Consider the following 15,668-nt stretch of genomic DNA (forward strand, 5'->3'; position numbering starts at 1 on the left):
ATTTTATCGTTTTATCCCGCTACTGTAGCGTTCACTATTCTTCCAGACTTAAAAAAAGATTATAAAAGGTGGGGTAACTACCAGTATGACGATTTATTCCGGTAGTAGTACCCAGTATTGGGAAAAGCGGCACCACCACTAATCTGCGAATTTATTTTTACAGGATGATTATTCAGCTACCTGCATGTTCGATTTGTTTCCGGAAAACGATGAAGTGTTTCGGCATGGCGCCGGGCAAGACAAATACCTTTGTTGCACAACAAATCGCCCATCACTATGTCTATATCGTATCGTACCCTCTGTGCGGTTCTTCTGCTGAGTGTCAGCCTAACCTTTGCCCAGCCACCGGGTATGCCTCCGGGTGGTCCCCCTCCGGGTGGAATGCCGCGAGGTGGCCCAATGCCGAAAGCCAGTACGGAGGGGATTAAAAACAAGTTTCTGGATATAGCTTATGCCCAGAAATCACCCGCGCAGAAACTGGACATCTACCTGCCCAACGAAGGCACGGGGCCCTTTCCGGTCATTGTCTCTATCCACGGCGGGGCGTTCAAGATGGGCGACAAAGGCGATTTTCAGGTCAATGCGGCTCTCGCCGGACTTAAACGAGGCTATGCAGTCGTCAGCGTCAACTATCGGCTGAGTGGCGAGGCTATTTATCCGGCCCAGATTCAGGATGTGAAAGCCGCCATCCGCTGGATTCGCGCCAACGCCAAAACCTACAAGCTAAATGCCGATAAAATCGCTACCTGGGGCGGCTCAGCCGGGGGCAACTTGTCTGCGCTGGCCGGTACCACGGGCGACGTGACCGACTTCGATGATGCGTCGCTGGGCAACGCCAGTCAAAGCAGCCGCGTGCAGGCCGTAGTCGATTGGTTTGGCCCGATTCAGTTCGATCAGATGGACTCGCAGTTTAAAGCCAGCGGCAAGGGAAAAGCAGACCACAACGAAGCCAATTCGCCGGAATCTCAATTAATTGGCAAGCCCATCCCGCAGGCTCCTGAACTGGTCAAACGCGCCAGTCCCGCCACCTACATCAGCAAAGCCGACCCGCCTTTCTTCATCGAGCACGGCACTAACGACCCACTCGTGCCCACGCAGCAGTCCATCAACTTTACGGCGGCCCTCACGGCTGTATTGGGTAAGGACAAAGTAACCTACACCCCCATCGAGGGTGCGGGTCATGGCGGTCCGCAGTTCGAAACGCCGGAAAATCTGGAGAAGGTCTTTTCCTTCCTGGACAAGCATCTGAAATAAGCCCTTCCTGCCGACAATGAACGAAACCATCTGGGATCTGGCTCATTTGGGCCACGTTGAGCTCCTGACGCCCAAACTCGACCAAAGCACCCGCTTCTTTACGGAGATCATGGGCATGTCGATCACAGCTACCGTCGGCGATTCCATCTACCTGCGGGCCTACGATGACTATGAGCATCATACGCTGAAGCTCACGGCCAGTCCACAGGCCGGTATGCGTCATTTTGCCTGGCGTGCCCGCAGCCCGCAGGCCCTCCAGCGCCGGGTGGAAGCTATTCAGCAAACGCCTTACGCCATCGGCTGGAACGAAGGCGACCTGGGCCATGGCCCGGCATTTGAATTTCGCTCGCCCGATGGTCACCGGACCGAAATTTACTTCGAAACCGAAAAGTACCGCTGCGGCCCAAAGGATCAATCGGCGCTGAAAAACACGGCGAGCCGGTTTCCCGGTCGGGGCATCAACGTCCGGCGTATCGACCACCTCAACCTGTTTGCCAGCGACGTGCGGGCTTACCGGGATTTTCAACTGAATACGCTGGGCGGCATTATGAGTGAAAGCATTGTAGATGATCTGGAGAACATGAATCCACGTGCCGTGTGGTTTATGGTCAATTCGAAATCCTACGATCTGGCCGTTACGCTCGATTACCTGGCCCTTCGGGGACGGTTTCACCACCTTACCTACGCCGTAAACAGCCGGGAGGAGGTACTGATTGCGGCCGACATCTGCCTTGAAAACGGTATTCAGATTGAAACCGGCCCACACAAGCACATCATTCAGCAAACGTTTTTCCTCTACGTCTACGAGCCCGGTGGCAACCGCGTCGAGATTGCCAACACCACCGCCCGGCTCATCACCGACCCTGATTACCAAACCGTTTTCTGGACCATGGAAGAACGGAAACGCGGCCAAGCCTGGGGCTTACCCACCATACCCAGCTTTCACACGCAGGGCACGCCGATGCCAACCCAGCCGTAGAGACGCAACCCTTTGCGTCTCCTCAAGCGTCAGCAATGGCGTCCCTAAACGTGTCAGCACTATAGTAACAGGTTAGAAACCATTCGGAAAAGAAACGCAAGAGATTGCGTCTCTACATTAGACATGAAAAAACTCCTCATTATCGGTGCTCACTCCGGCGATTTCGTCTGGCGGGCGGCTGGCACCATTGCTAAGGCGCTGGAAGAAGGGGCCGAAACCCTGGTCGTTGCCCTGTCGTATGGCGAACGGGGCGAGTCGGGCGAACTCTGGAAAGAAGATCCGAAACGCACTGTCGACAGCGTGAAAGCGATCCGTCATGAGCAGGCCCGGCAAGCGGCCGACATACTGGGCACACCGATTCGATTTCTGGACTGGGGCGACTACCCGATGCTGCTGACCGACGAGCGGGTAGCACAGCTCACTAACCTTATCGGCGATTTCGAACCAACCGTTATCCTGACCCACAGCGAAAAAGACCCGTTCAACCCCGATCATCCACTGGCGTTTCAGGCGGTGCAGCGGGCACGATTACTATCGTCGGGTGCGGGTGTGCCGAGCGCGTTCAAAAACATCGATCCGCCGGTCTGGTATTCGTTTGAGCCGCACCAGCCCGAACTGTGTGGTTTTGTGCCAGATACCTTTGTCGATATTACGTCGGTGATGGACAAGAAACGGGCGGCTATGGCCTGCATGGGTGCACAAACCTACCTGCGCGACTATTACGCCGAGCTGGCCTCCCGACGCGCCAACCACGCCCGCCGAATTTCGGGGCAAAAGCACGTTCAGTTCGCCGAAGCGCATCAACGCCAGGTGCCAAGAATAACAGGGAGTATTTTCTAAAATGTATTATGCCACAGAGACTCACGGAGAAGACACGGAGATACACAGAGCTTTTTATTCTATTTCTCTGTGTTTCTCCATGAGTCTCTGTAACCCAAAACCATGTATCAACAACTCGCGAAATTCTCAGCCGCCACCCTGCACGAAGCGCTCGGTAAGGTTGGCAACTTACCCTCGGCCATCAAACCAATTTCGCCCGGCATGAAAATCTGTGGCCCGGCCTATACCGTGCAGACAATACCGGGCGACAATAAAATTCTGCATCGGGCCTACGCCTACGCACAGCCGGGTAATGTACTCGTGGCCCACTGTTCCGACTATTACGAAGCGGGCTACTGGGGCGACTTAATGAGTCTGGGCGCCAAAACAAAAGGCCTTGCCGGGCTGGTCATTGACGCTTGTGTCCGCGATGCCGATGATATTGACGCGATGGGCTTCCCCGTGTTCAGCCGGGGGCTCTGCATCAAGGGTACGTCGAGTATCGAAGGCGGCAGGTTGAACGAGCCCATCGTTATTGGTGGCGTTGCGATTTACCCCGGCGACATTATTGTGGGTGATCGCGATGGCGTTGTCGTCGTACCGAAAAACCATATTCAGGACGTACTCGAAAAGGCGACCGCCCGCGAAGTCCGTGAAGAAACCATACGCGAACAACTCCGGCAAGGCAAAACATCTATTCAACTTTATGGCTGGCAATAAACCAATGAAAATTGCAGTACTTGGGCTGGGAGAAGCCGGGAGCCACTTTGCCAATGATCTGATCACTTTGGGCGTAGCCGTAGCAGGCTATGACCCCGCTCCCAAACGGGATTTAGTACCGGCTGTAACGCGAGCCGAAAGTCCTGCCGAAGCGGCCCGAGACGCCGACATTATTCTAAGCGTCAATCTGTCGGCAGTGGCGGAAACTGTTGCGGCAGCGGTGTTGCCGGTTCTTCGACCGGGGCAATTGTATGCCGAAATGAACACCGCTTCGCCCGACACCAAACGCCGGGTCGAAGCCATTATAAGCCCCTCCGGCGCTTTGGTTGTGGATGTTGCCATCATGGCACCCGTGCCGCCCAAAGGTATTTTAACGCCGTTTCTGGTGTCGGGGCCCGGCGCCGATCGGTTTGCAGAACTACTGCTTCCATTGGGCATGAACATCCGTGTAGTAAGCGATCAGACGGGCGAGGCCGCCACCCGAAAGCTGCTTCGGTCCATTGTATACAAGGGCATTGCCGCCGTCATTGGCGAAGCAGTAGACGCCGGTCGCTCGTTTGGTCTGGAACCGTACATTCGGGAGCAGATTCTGTCTGTAGTCGGTGGCAACGACGCCCTGATCGACCGTTTTCTGGAAGGCAGTAAAACCCACGCCCTCCGCCGAAGCCATGAACTCGAAGCCGTAGTCGCCATGCTCGGCGCACAGCATGTTGAGCCGGTGATGTCGCGGGCCACACTGACCAGCCTTGAAAACCTGATTGAACGCACTCTGCACTGAACCATGCCACAACGTGCTATTCCCGTTATGCAGTTTCGAGGAGGCTCATCCAAAGGGCTGTTCTTCAACGCATCGGACCTCCCCAGCGATGAAACTGAGCGCAACCGCCTGATTCTGGCCGCCATGGAAGGCGTCGGACTTGGCGATCCCCGGCAGATTGACGGCCTGGGTGGCGCTACATCCCTGACCAGCAAAGTAGCGGTCGTCAGTCGGTCAGACAAGCCGGATGCCGATCTGGATTACCTGTTTTTGCAGGTAGTCGTGGGCGCCGGGCGGGTATCGACCGATCAAAACTGCGGAAACATTCTGGCGGCCGTCCTGCCCTTCGCCCTTGAATCGGGGCTGTTTCCGGCCGGCAGTCCAACGACAACGGCCCGCATCAACATGGTGAATACGGGTGGCATCTGCGAAATAACGGTGCAAACACCGGGCGGGGTTGTTGAGTATGCAGGGGGACCATTGGTTGGCAAGGCAAAAGTGGATGGCGTACCGGGAACGGGCGCGCCGATCCGCTGTACCTACCTGGGCATTGCCGGTTCGACCTGCGGTGCATTGATACCTACGGGCCATATCCGAAACCGGGTCAATGGCATTGAGGTGACCTGCATTGATAACGGCATGCCGGAGGTAATCCTTCGGGCGGCCGATGTGGGCGTTACCGGCTACGAATCGCCCGCCGAACTCGAAGCAAATGAGTCGCTGAAACAAACCCTCGAACGCATCCGGCTGGCCGTTGGCCCACTCATGAACCTGGGCGATGTGACCAGCAAAACCGTACCGAAACTGTGTTTGATTGCCCCACCCCAAGCGGGCGGAATGATTAGCACACGAACATTCATTCCGCATCGGGTTCATGAGGCCATTGGCGTGCTGGGCGCCATTTCGACCGCTACAGCTTGTCTGCTGCCCGGCTCCGTGGCCGACGGAATTGCGGTTTTCCCCACTGGTACAGAAGCTGGTTACTCCGTTGAACATCCCACAGGCGAGTTTACGGTTCAGCTGGAGCAGCGTATTGGAAACGAGGGCAACCAACTTGGCAAGTCGGGGGTGATTCGGACGGCACGGCTGCTGAGCCGGGGAGAAGTATTCGTACCAGCGGTTGGCTGAGTCAACCAAAAAGACGTAGTAAACCCGTTGCATCGGGTGCTTTTCATTAGCGTTAAGTTCTGTACGTTTTTTCCTCCGAACCCCTAATGAAATCCTTCTCCCGTCGCACCTTTTTGCAGTCGTCGGCGCTCCTGGCGAGCAGCGCCGTACTGCCCTCCTACCTGCCGCTTGTCCGTACCGCCCAAAAACCCTTACGACTTGGCGGCCCTATTTTCCTGAAAAGCAACGACCCCGACGAACTGGCGCGCGAACATCGACGGTTGCAGTACAGCGCGGCCTATGTCCCCGCGGTCGACCTGACCGATACGAACCGAATTGAGGCCATACGAAAGACGTTTGCGGCCCAGAATGTGCTCATTGCCGAAGTGGGCGCGTGGGTGAATATGCTGGATCAGGATGCCGAAAAGCGTCGCAAAAATCTCGCGTACGTCACCGACCGGCTCGCACTGGCCGAGGCCGTTGGCGCGCGGGTTTGTGTTAACATCGGCGGGTCGTTCAGCCCTACGCAATGGGATGGCCCCGACGCGCGCGACCTGAGCAAAGACTACTTCGATGCCACGGTCGAAAACTGCCGCAAGGTCATTGATGCCGTGAAACCGAAACGGGCCAAATTTGCGCTCGAAATGATGGGCTGGAGCTTACCCGACGGGCCCGACTCCTACCTTAAATTCATCAAAGCCATTGACCGCCCGGCTTTTGGCGCACACGTAGACATTGCCAATATCATCAACAGCCCCACGCGTTTTTTCGCTAATACGGCGCTCATCAACGAAACCTTTCAGAAGCTAGGGCGCTGGATTATTTCGGCACACGCCAAGGACATTGCGCCCAAAGATGGTCACTTTATGGAAACCATGCCGGGCCGCGGCCGACTGGATTATGCCGCCTATATCCGCAATGTTACATCCTTACCCCAGGAAGTACCGCTGATGCTGGAGCATTTACGTACCGCTGAGGAATATGAAGAAGCCCGGGCCTTTGTGATCAGGAAAGCCGCTGAGATTCAGGTGCCGCTGGCGTAATGATTTGATGACAAACACGCATGCAACGTTTGCTATAAACTGTTCTCTTTTGTATCAGGGATTTCGACCCCGTCTGCAATCACTTAACTTTACCTCTAAGCAAAAAATGGCAATCCGAACATTACTCACACTAGTTATCCTGCTTACGCTTACTGTTCAGGCGGCAAAAGCACAAAATGCACCCGCCACAAGCGACTCACTAACAACACTAACCGGCAAATGGGCAGGAACCTTTGAAGGCGAAACATCCGGAAAACTCGAACTGACTCTTAACCAAGACGGTAACCGCAAACTGACAGGACAGATCACCGTGATTGTCAGCGATGGCGACCGGTATTCAACCGACTTAAAAACGGTTGTCTGGCAGAATGGTAAGCTGATGGCCACCTATTCGGACCCCAGTGGAGGAGATGTAAGTTTTTCGGGGAACTATACAAAACAAGCCTTCAAAGGCACCTGGTCATCTGATGGCGGTCAGGCAACGGGAACCTGGCAAGCGAGTCGGTGAATACGCTATAGATCAGGAATTTCCATAATCCGGACCTTCATGACCGGTTGCTCGCCATCGGGAACGATGACAATAAGGGAGTTACTCACGGTCTCGCCGTTTCGCAGCATGTGCCCGGCCTGAATGTCGGTTATCGTTACCACTTCTTTGCCCTCGGCGTTCTTTACGCGTTGCCGGTAAGGGACGGTGAATGGCCGCGCCAGAACCTTTGCGCTTTTAGACGTCAGACGTTTTCCGGTGGCGTTCAGGCAATCGAATTGGGCCAGCTCATTCTGGTCTTTCTGATCCAGCAACGCCTGACGGGGGAACATGATCTTGGTACAGCTGCTCTTATTGGTAGCATAGACGGACAGTTCGTAGCGCATGAAACGCTCCCCGCCAATATCGACACGACGTTCGTTCCGTATTTCGTAGCCGTAATCAATGCCATTGAACTGAGCCGGTTTACCGGGTTGTGCATCATAGGCCTGCTGGCCAAAAAGCGGGGAGCAAATGCCTGTTAAAAGCAGAAGACAGGTTAGCAAACGGTTCATCTGTAGTAAGTAAGTCGGTTCCGGCAGAAAAATAAGGGTTATGTATGGTCGATACATAACCCTTTTATTTAACGTATAAAAATACCGTTCCTTGCGTATTAATGCAATGCTACTCATTCATTCATGAGTAATTTAATCGCATTATCATCGGAAACTACCTAGCCTACCTTCTCTTACAGAACTTTACCCAACAATTGCGGGCGCTCATTAGCCACTTTCAGGATCAGTTCGCCAAAGAGGGTGTTGGCCCAGGCGAACCATTTTCGGGTAAACTTGGCAGGATCGTCCTGGTTGAAGGATTCGTGCATAAAGCCCGTTCCGGCATGGGTTTTCTTCAGCAAACGAAGCTGCGCCAGAATCTCCTGGTCGTCGGTAGACGTAAGAGCACGCATGGTCAGGCTCATGGTCCAGATATTATTAATCAGCGTGTGCGGACTGCCGACGCCTTCGGCCGCTTTTCCTTTGAAGAAATAAGGGTTGTCCGGACTGAGCACAAAGCGACGGGTATTTTTGTAGATCGGATCGCTGGCGGGCAGAGCACCCAGATACGGCAAAGCCAGTAAGTTGGGCACGTTGGCGTCGTCCTGAAGCAAGTGATTGCCGTACCCATCTACTTCCATAGCATACATCTTCCCGTATTTTGGGTGCGTGTAGATGGCGTACTGTTTCAGCGCCCGTTCGACTTCATCGGCCAGCGCGCGGCAATCCGCAGACAGGGCTTGCCGGTTGTCCGTGGTCGTAGGTTTGATCTGTTCGACCATCGTAGCCAGTTGCCGAAGCGATACTACCGCAAACCAGTTCGAGGGTACATAGAAAGGGAAAACTGTTGCATCGTCGGATGGACGGAAGATGCTGTTTATCAACCCGATCGGACGCGTTGGATTTCCATAGCCATCGCCCGGTACGGTATCCGTCGACCAGGACGTTTCGCGGCTGAATTTATAAGGGCCTCTGCTGGTTTTACGCTGTTGCTCCCGGCAGGTCTGTAGAACGAGTTGCATGGCCTGTAGCCAGTCGGCATCGAACGGACTGGTGTCGCCGGTTATTTTCCAGTAGTGATACGCCAGCCGGATGGCGTAGCAAAGCGAATCGAGTTCCCATTTGCGTTCGTGCAGACCGGGTTTCATGGCCGTCACATCCTTCTTCCATTCGCCCTCTTTATTGGCATCGGCATAAAAGGCGTTGGCATACGGATCGCGCCGAATGCACAGAGACTGACGGCGAATAACCCCTGCAATCAGTTGCTGCAAGGGCTTGTCCTGCTTAATAAGCGGCAAATAGGGCCACACCTGCGCCGTACTATCGCGCAGCCACATGGCGTCGATATCGCCGGTAATGACAAACGTATCGGGCTGGCCATTGCTGGTGTTCACCTGCACGGTGGTATCGAGGGTGTTGGGAAAGCAGTTCTCGAAGAGCCAGGCCAGCTCCGGGTCACGAATGACTTTATGCATTCGCTGGATGGTCTGCTCAACGGCTGAGCTGGTGAAATTGCGTTGGGCTGCGGCTGTCCGCACAACGGGGAAGTCGGCGGCTGGCGCGGCCCATAGTGACTGACCAGCTATCAGGCCAGCGCTTGCCCCGGCTGATTGCTGAATAAACGTACGACGATTCATGTAGTAAAGATAGTGAACACAAAGACGGTCCGCCGTTCATACCGTCGACTTTCTTCGCTACAGTTGGTAAAACCGGGCGCCTGGAGCCGTACCATTTTGCGTTAGTCTCTAACAGGTAAGCAGGAGCTGGGTTTCACTGCGGAGCGGGCTTACGTAGCGGTCCGGAGGAAGTCAATGACCTTCTGCTTTTTCGCTATGGATAAGTGGTCCCGTCTATCAACCTAATCATTCGCCAACGATGAGCAAAAAAAAGTAGGCCCGACCAGCGGGCCTACACAGGATTAATCTGCCCTGGCAGAATTGTCCTTTGGGTAAGTTTTAGCGTGAAGCAGTAGGCTAGGCTGACTAGTCTACTGCTTCACGTTTCCACTAACCTATGGCAACAATACCCGGTCAATTTTGTGGATAACGCCGTTGGTGGCAGTGATATCCCGGTTTTGAACCCCCGTCGAATTCTGCAACACGGTCGATACCTGTCCACCGTTACCCGGACTTAGCAGCGTCAGGGCGTTACCGGTGCCTACCGTAGCGGTTACGCTGCCGGTACCGAAGGTGGTGATAGGGCCGCTAACAATCGTTGGCGAAAACGCACGACCGGGGTTAACGACTACGTGGTTCGTTAGAATAGCCGTTAGGGTTGCTACCGGAGCGGCATTGATGGCTGCCACGGTGTTGAATGGCGTGGCCCGGAAAGCCGCGTTCGTTGGGGCAAAGACGGTCAATGGCGTTGCACCCGACAAAGCCGTAATTACAGCGGTACCACCACGGGCTACAGCAGCACCCAGCAAACTCAGGGAAGTATCCGCCTGGGCCACCTGAAGTACGTTGCCGGTTGGCGGCATCAATACCCGGTCGATGGCATGAACAACGCCGTTCGTAGCCTGTACATCAGCGGTAATCACCCGCGCACCGTTTATAGATACTCCGGTTCCGCTGGTAGAAGCAGCTTTACTGACATACGCTGTGCCGTTGACACTCAGCGAGGTAGGCAACGCCGTTTGACCAGTCGTAATAGCGGATGCAGGATATGACCCACTCACCACGTGGTACAGTAATATCCGGCGCAGAGTCGTGTCCGCAGCTGCACTTACGGCTGCTGCATTGGCAAAACCAGCCGCACGGAATGCATCATCCGTTGGCGCAAAGACAGTAAATGGCCCTGTGCCCGACAGCGTAGTGGTCAGGCCAGCCTTAACAACAGCCGCTTCGAGAAATGTGAACTGGTCACTGGCAACGACCAGATCGGTAATGGTCGACGATCCCGAAGGGGGTGTTGTCGTTGGGTTGTCGTTTTTGTCACAGGATGCTAACGTCAGCGAAAAACCAATCAAAAGAGAGGCTAAAATACCAGACCCACGGCGGCCGAACTGCATTGAATTGAGATTCATAAATAGTCGAGTTTTAAAATTAATTGGGTAAGCGTTAGAGATTAAAAACATGTTAAAAACAAGCGTTTGTGTAATTTTATTGTTTCTGAAAGGGCTAAAAAAAACCAACCTTATTGTAAGGGCCAGGCTGACCGAAGTCTAAGACGGCTATACGTGGCAAAATCAGGACTGCCGAAAAGGCAGGAATATTCCGGCATTTCACTAACCTTGCAGTTTATCAAGCCCAATCCCTATTTATTAATGGAAATGTCCACAAATACGAATCAGCCCTCCTCCTTACAGAAACATTCATCCATCGCAGATAGCGAAACGCTACAAAAAGGGGCCGACATGCTGGGTGGTCTGGAGGGCATTCAGTCCATTGAGCCAAAAGGCGAATTACCCGGTCAAAAAATCCCTTATTTTATTCGTAGTGGCGATAGTGAGCGTTACCTGGTGGGTAGCCTGGTCGTAAACCTGACCGCCCGCGGAGTCGATACCGGCGATTTATACGAATGGACCGTCCTAACGGGCGGCAAAGGTGCGGCCATGCCCTCCCATATTCACCACACGACCCATGAAGCTCTTTTCGTCATCGATGGCGAAGTCGAGTTATGGCTCGATGGGCAAACCTACCGGTTAGGAAAAGGCGATTTTGCCAGCATTCCGCCATCCGTTTCGCATGCGTTTCGTACAAAATCGCACCGCACACAACTGATTTCGATCAGCAGCGGCCCGCAACTGAGTGCCATGTATAAAGCGCTGGGAACGTCCTACGCGGGCTATGTACAGCCCGGCGACGCCATCAATGAGCTGGACACAGAAAGTCTGAAGCGGGCCGAACAGGTGGCCGATGTGCAGTTCGACGGCAAGCCCCTCGACGGGCAGGCATTTCAGCCGGTCATGAATACCCTCGTTCCTGACACGGTGGTGCCTTATGTACTTGCCGCTGGCGAAGGGGATCGGTATACGCTGGGCGATCAGCTATTCAGTATCATGAGCGATAACGCCAGTACCAACGGCAAACTGCTTGTGGTGATGACCGAAGGCCCCGCCGGGGATATGATCGGCAAGCATTACCACCGCGAACATACCGAAATGTTCTGCTGCGTCGACGGGATGATGAGCATGTGGCTCAACAAATCCCTACTCGATATTCATCCGGGCGATTACGTGGCGGTTCCTGCCGGAGCTATTCATGCGTATCAACTCCGGAAAAACTACACCCGTTTTGTGGGTATGCTGACACCGGGCATCTTCGAGGATTTCTTCCGGTCGGCACACCCCTACCAGGACCACGTGTACCCACAGATACCAAGCGGAGGACCAAATTTCGCCAAAGTCAGCCAGCTCGATCTGGTACTGCTCGAACGGCCCGGCCCACCGAAGCATTAATGAATGTGGTGTCGGGTTCGAGAACCCGACACCACATTCACTTGATAAATCAGTTCGGCACGAACAGAACCGCATCGGCCACAACAATCCCGTCGGCGTCTTTCGTCGATACCTCTACAAAGCTTTTCTTTCCGGGCGATAGAGTATATGACCCGAGCGATACCCACTCACCGGCCGTTTGCCCCTCCACCCGAATGTCGGCCTCGCGAATGGTGATGGGCTTTGTCTGATTGCCATCCGACACCAGCAGGTTCGTTTTGCCGGAAGCGCCCGTCAATTTGGGAACGTACATATAAACATGGTACATACCCGACTTGGTCACCGTCGGGCTGAACCGGACGCTTTTCATACCCGACCCGATGCCCGATGCGGTGAAATAGCTAGGGCCATAGGCGCCTTTCGGGTTGTTGTCCCGCGTCCAGTCGCCGGTGCGGGTTACCTGCGTAGGGTCGTCGTTGTCCACCAGGATTTCGGGCGTACTGCCATCGGCCAATGGGTTAGTCTTCAACTGGTTCTGCAACTTTTTTATAGCAACGCCCTGCACCGACGTTTTTCCGTCGATAGCCATGCTCGCGGCCACCGCCGATGACTGGGCCAGTACCATAAAGACGGGTTCCATACGAATTGAGCCGTAAGCAATATGACTCGCCGACAAACAAACGGGCACCAGCAGGTTGGTACATTCGGTCGCTTTGGGGGTCAGACAGCGGTACGAAATCGGGTACGGCGGGAAGCCCCCTTCCTCTACATTACCCTCGTTCTTGACCATTTTCATGCCGTTCTTCTCCACCACCAACCGCTGGCAATTGTGCGAATCCATCGTATATGCAGCCATGCCCACGCCGTCGGGCACTACTTCGCGCCCCTGGCAATTGGCCTGGGTCATCACATGCGCCCCCACCATGCGTCGCGCTTCGCGAACATACATCTGCGTCGACCAGTTGCCCGAATCGGTGTATTCATCTTTGGGGTAACCAAATTTGAGCATTTCGGTCTGGATGTCTTTGCGCATCCGGGGGTCATGCCCAATAAAGTACAGCAGCCCTTTGTTATACAGCTCGTGCTCCCGCTGAATAGCCGCCCGACGCTCGTAGCTGGCTTCGGGGAAGTCGTAGTTCATGCCAATCATATCGGTCGAAAACGGGCCGTTGTTGTTGATATCCGTTTTTTGATTCGGCATCCGGTCGGGTTTCAGGATGGTGTTGAATGCCAGTTTGGGGTTCTTTTCAATGGCCCGCAACAGCAGTTCGTAGCGGGTTGAATCGTAGCCTTCGGGCCGGGTGATGGGAATGCGGTTGGCCGGATCGCTGCTTAGGCAAATGCGGAAGTTGTAGGCCTGCACGTCCTTGTTACCCATACCTGTCGGCAGCACTTTCGTGGTACTGATTCCCCACAGCAGGCCGCTCTCCGGTTTTCCGGGAATCTTGTACGGATCGACACCATCGACAAACTGATGTTTATCCAGCAGTTGAAAGCCGTTATATGTTTCGCCGTAGGTCTTGTTGTCTTCGCGACCCACGGTGTAGCTAACCCCCGCTTTGGCCAGCAAATCGCCTTCGTAAGTGCAGTCGAGGAAAACCTTGGCGTTAATGGTTCGGGTAGCACTCCCCGCCGAGGAGGGTTCCAGCGTAATGCTCTGAATGGCTGTACCCTGCTTCTTCACCGATCGAAGCCTATACGCATACAGCACGTTGACATGGCCCCGTTTGATGTATGATTTAAAGAGGTCCTCTGCCACATGAGGCTCAAAAATCCACTGTTCGAATTTCCCGTAATGCTTGCCAATCTGCCGGTAATAATCGCGGGCAATGCCGGAAATGGCGTACTTATTGCCAATGTCGGTGTAGCCCAGCCCGCCGGTTGTGAGTCCGCCGAGGTGACGTCCCGGCTCGATCAGGATAACGGATTTACCCAACTGACGGGCCGTATAAGCTGCCATTACCCCCGCCGACGAACCGCCATACACGCAGATATCGACCGTAACGGGCGCGGTCTGGGCAACTAGTTCACCCGGCAGAAAACAGGCCAGAAAAAGGAAACGCATGAAAATACGCATGATAGATTATCAGGAGTTGTGGCTTACTGTATCTGTTGGCTTAATACCCCGGATTCTGCTCCAGCTTGGGGTTGACGTCGCGTTCGGTTTGGGGAATTGGGAACAGATAATGGTACTCGGCCACGGGAATGGTTGGGTTTTGTGCTTTCAGGGCACTCACCAGCCGTTTGGTACGAACGAGGTCATACCAGCGGTGCCCTTCAAACGCCAGCTCCAGCCGCCGTTCCAGCAGCACACTATCCCTGAACTGCGCCTGACTCAGGTTGGCGGTCAGGTTGGGTAGCCCGGCCCGGTTGCGGATTCGGTTTACCGTGGCATAGGCATCGGCACTATTGGCGGTCTGCTCGTTGAGGGCTTCGGCATACATGAGCAGCACATCGGCATAGCGCACAATGGGGTAGTTATTGCCACCGTCGCCGTTGCCAGTAGCCGTTGGGTCGAGGTACTTATAGACGTAGCAGGGGAACAGCACACTAGCCGGAGCTGCCGGACTGCTGGTGGTGCTATAGAGCCGCAGCGTCACGTTACGGCGTTTGTCGTCGGCGCGGTAAGCCCGGTACAGATTTTCGGTGGCGGGGTCATCGCCAAAACCGGCCACGCCATTTACGCGGTCGAAGTTAGGGCGCATGTAGCCCTGCATCCAGCTGCCTTCGCCGAAACCGCCACTCAGGGCCTGCATCTCAAAAACTGCTTCTTTGCCGTTCTTATTGGCAATCAGAAACGCATCGGCGAAGTTGGCCCATAGGTCATAAACGCCCAGATCAATTACTTCTTTGGCTTTTGCCGATGCCTTCGGCCAATCCTGACGGGTCAGATACACCTTCGCCAGAAACGCTTTGGCAGCGCCTTTGGTAGCCCGGCCACGATCCGCGACCGAGTAGGTTGCGGGCAGCACGGCTTCGGCATCGGTGAAATCCTGAATGACGAGCTTATACACATCGTCGGCCGATGCCCGTGCCACGGTCAGGTCGTTGAGCGATGTCGTTTCGACGGTAATGATCGGCACGCCCCCGAACAACCTCACGAGAGTGAAGTAATAGAAGCCCCGCATGAATTTAGCTTCGGCAATGTAGCGGGCTTTCAGGTCGTTGTCCATCGGAATGCCGGGCACGCGGGTAATCACGGCGTTGGCCCGGTTGATGGCCGAGTACACCGTCGACCAGATGGCCTGAAACGTATTGGTAGCGGGCGTGAACGTATATTTGTCGAGGTCGTTCTTGGGCTGGTTGGCCGTTGAGCGGCCATTGCCCCACTCGGCATCGTCGGTGGCCTGATCCTGTAGAATCCACATCACCTGTGCGTACAGGTTGGTGCTGTTCAGCGGATCGTACACGGCACTGACGGCCGCTTTGGCATCGTCGGCATTTTTGTAAAAATTGGCCGGTGTAAAACTGGATTCGGGCTTCTGATCCAGCACATCGCAGGCCGTTAACACCCCAATCAGGCAAATAAGGACTATATTTTTTTTCATGGCTCAGAGATCGTTAAGTGATACAGGATGTAGGATATATGTG

General features: G+C 54.7%; 14 protein-coding genes. 9 read left to right on the top strand and 5 right to left on the bottom strand.

What is annotated here, in order from left to right:
* Window positions 1-276 precede the first annotated feature (276 nt).
* The 8 genes from ACYVJM_RS10085 to ACYVJM_RS10120 all read left to right on the top strand — a co-directional run bounded on the left by ACYVJM_RS10085 (window position 277) and on the right by ACYVJM_RS10120 (window position 7,187).
* Complete coding sequence (locus ACYVJM_RS10085) at window positions 277-1,254, top strand: alpha/beta hydrolase fold domain-containing protein (RefSeq protein ID WP_461148098.1); 978 nt, start codon at window positions 277-279, stop codon at window positions 1,252-1,254.
* Between the two features lie 16 nt (window positions 1,255-1,270).
* Window positions 1,271-2,233 carry a VOC family protein gene (locus ACYVJM_RS10090; protein ID WP_461148099.1) on the top strand — a complete coding sequence of 321 codons (963 nt, stop codon included), beginning with the start codon at window positions 1,271-1,273 and terminating at the stop codon, window positions 2,231-2,233.
* A gap of 123 nt (window positions 2,234-2,356) precedes the next feature.
* Window positions 2,357-3,073 carry a PIG-L deacetylase family protein gene (locus ACYVJM_RS10095; protein ID WP_461148100.1) on the top strand — a complete coding sequence of 239 codons (717 nt, stop codon included), beginning with the start codon at window positions 2,357-2,359 and terminating at the stop codon, window positions 3,071-3,073.
* 102 nt (window positions 3,074-3,175) lie between these two features.
* A complete protein-coding gene (locus tag ACYVJM_RS10100; protein WP_461148101.1) occupies window positions 3,176-3,772 on the top strand; it encodes a 4-carboxy-4-hydroxy-2-oxoadipate aldolase/oxaloacetate decarboxylase in 597 nt (198 codons plus the stop codon).
* 4 nt (window positions 3,773-3,776) lie between these two features.
* Window positions 3,777-4,550, top strand: coding sequence for an NAD(P)-dependent oxidoreductase (locus ACYVJM_RS10105; RefSeq protein WP_461148102.1), 774 nt, complete (start codon window positions 3,777-3,779; stop codon window positions 4,548-4,550).
* A gap of 3 nt (window positions 4,551-4,553) precedes the next feature.
* On the top strand, window positions 4,554-5,657 hold the full coding sequence (locus ACYVJM_RS10110; protein ID WP_461148103.1) for a 4-oxalomesaconate tautomerase: 1,104 nt from the start codon (window positions 4,554-4,556) through the stop codon (window positions 5,655-5,657).
* An 86-nt stretch (window positions 5,658-5,743) separates the two neighbouring features.
* Window positions 5,744-6,679, top strand: a complete 936-nt coding sequence (locus ACYVJM_RS10115; RefSeq protein WP_461148104.1) for a sugar phosphate isomerase/epimerase family protein — start codon at window positions 5,744-5,746, stop codon at window positions 6,677-6,679.
* A 106-nt stretch (window positions 6,680-6,785) separates the two neighbouring features.
* Window positions 6,786-7,187: a hypothetical protein gene (locus tag ACYVJM_RS10120; RefSeq protein WP_461148105.1), complete on the top strand. Its 402-nt coding sequence runs from the start codon at window positions 6,786-6,788 to the stop codon at window positions 7,185-7,187.
* Window positions 7,188-7,192: 5 nt separating this feature from the next.
* On the opposite strand, the gene ACYVJM_RS10125 is transcribed toward ACYVJM_RS10120, so the two are convergent.
* The 3 genes from ACYVJM_RS10125 to ACYVJM_RS10135 all read right to left on the bottom strand — a co-directional run bounded on the left by ACYVJM_RS10125 (window position 7,193) and on the right by ACYVJM_RS10135 (window position 10,724).
* Complete coding sequence (locus ACYVJM_RS10125) at window positions 7,193-7,720, bottom strand: ABC transporter permease (RefSeq protein WP_461148106.1); 528 nt, start codon at window positions 7,718-7,720, stop codon at window positions 7,193-7,195.
* Between the two features lie 173 nt (window positions 7,721-7,893).
* Window positions 7,894-9,336, bottom strand: a complete 1,443-nt coding sequence (locus ACYVJM_RS10130) for a glycoside hydrolase family 125 protein (protein WP_461148107.1) — start codon at window positions 9,334-9,336, stop codon at window positions 7,894-7,896.
* Window positions 9,337-9,710: 374 nt separating this feature from the next.
* The gene (locus tag ACYVJM_RS10135) at window positions 9,711-10,724 is read right to left on the bottom strand and encodes a fasciclin domain-containing protein (protein WP_461148108.1); all 1,014 of its coding nucleotides are present in this window, start codon (window positions 10,722-10,724) and stop codon (window positions 9,711-9,713) included.
* A gap of 240 nt (window positions 10,725-10,964) precedes the next feature.
* Here ACYVJM_RS10135 and ACYVJM_RS10140 point away from each other — a divergent pair, with 240 nt between their 5' ends.
* Entirely contained in the window at window positions 10,965-12,098 is a 1,134-nt protein-coding gene (locus ACYVJM_RS10140; RefSeq protein WP_461148109.1) for a quercetin 2,3-dioxygenase, read from the top strand.
* A gap of 49 nt (window positions 12,099-12,147) precedes the next feature.
* Here the strand turns inward: ACYVJM_RS10140 and ACYVJM_RS10145 are convergent, their stop codons facing one another.
* Window positions 12,148-14,154 (bottom strand): FAD-dependent oxidoreductase, encoded by a 2,007-nt coding sequence (locus ACYVJM_RS10145; protein ID WP_461148110.1) that lies wholly within the window; start codon window positions 14,152-14,154, stop codon window positions 12,148-12,150.
* Window positions 14,155-14,194: 40 nt separating this feature from the next.
* On the bottom strand, window positions 14,195-15,625 hold the full coding sequence (locus ACYVJM_RS10150; protein WP_461148111.1) for a RagB/SusD family nutrient uptake outer membrane protein: 1,431 nt from the start codon (window positions 15,623-15,625) through the stop codon (window positions 14,195-14,197).
* Window positions 15,626-15,668 lie beyond the last annotated feature (43 nt).

This window comes from Spirosoma pulveris, from assembly GCF_054781875.1.

What these genes read in the sequence shown, in the direction of transcription:
- ACYVJM_RS10085 (WP_461148098.1), top strand. Translation starts at nt 277, where the DNA reads ATGTCTATATCGTATCGTACCCTCTGTGCGGTTCTTCTGCTGAGTGTC.
- ACYVJM_RS10090 (WP_461148099.1), top strand. Translation starts at nt 1,271, where the DNA reads ATGAACGAAACCATCTGGGATCTGGCTCATTTGGGCCACGTTGAGCTC.
- ACYVJM_RS10095 (WP_461148100.1), top strand. Translation starts at nt 2,357, where the DNA reads ATGAAAAAACTCCTCATTATCGGTGCTCACTCCGGCGATTTCGTCTGG.
- ACYVJM_RS10100 (WP_461148101.1), top strand. Translation starts at nt 3,176, where the DNA reads ATGTATCAACAACTCGCGAAATTCTCAGCCGCCACCCTGCACGAAGCG.
- ACYVJM_RS10105 (WP_461148102.1), top strand. Translation starts at nt 3,777, where the DNA reads ATGAAAATTGCAGTACTTGGGCTGGGAGAAGCCGGGAGCCACTTTGCC.
- ACYVJM_RS10110 (WP_461148103.1), top strand. Translation starts at nt 4,554, where the DNA reads ATGCCACAACGTGCTATTCCCGTTATGCAGTTTCGAGGAGGCTCATCC.
- ACYVJM_RS10115 (WP_461148104.1), top strand. Translation starts at nt 5,744, where the DNA reads ATGAAATCCTTCTCCCGTCGCACCTTTTTGCAGTCGTCGGCGCTCCTG.
- ACYVJM_RS10120 (WP_461148105.1), top strand. Translation starts at nt 6,786, where the DNA reads ATGGCAATCCGAACATTACTCACACTAGTTATCCTGCTTACGCTTACT.
- ACYVJM_RS10125 (WP_461148106.1), bottom strand. Translation starts at nt 7,720, where the DNA reads ATGAACCGTTTGCTAACCTGTCTTCTGCTTTTAACAGGCATTTGCTCC.
- ACYVJM_RS10130 (WP_461148107.1), bottom strand. Translation starts at nt 9,336, where the DNA reads ATGAATCGTCGTACGTTTATTCAGCAATCAGCCGGGGCAAGCGCTGGC.
- ACYVJM_RS10135 (WP_461148108.1), bottom strand. Translation starts at nt 10,724, where the DNA reads ATGAATCTCAATTCAATGCAGTTCGGCCGCCGTGGGTCTGGTATTTTA.
- ACYVJM_RS10140 (WP_461148109.1), top strand. Translation starts at nt 10,965, where the DNA reads ATGGAAATGTCCACAAATACGAATCAGCCCTCCTCCTTACAGAAACAT.
- ACYVJM_RS10145 (WP_461148110.1), bottom strand. Translation starts at nt 14,154, where the DNA reads ATGCGTATTTTCATGCGTTTCCTTTTTCTGGCCTGTTTTCTGCCGGGT.
- ACYVJM_RS10150 (WP_461148111.1), bottom strand. Translation starts at nt 15,625, where the DNA reads ATGAAAAAAAATATAGTCCTTATTTGCCTGATTGGGGTGTTAACGGCC.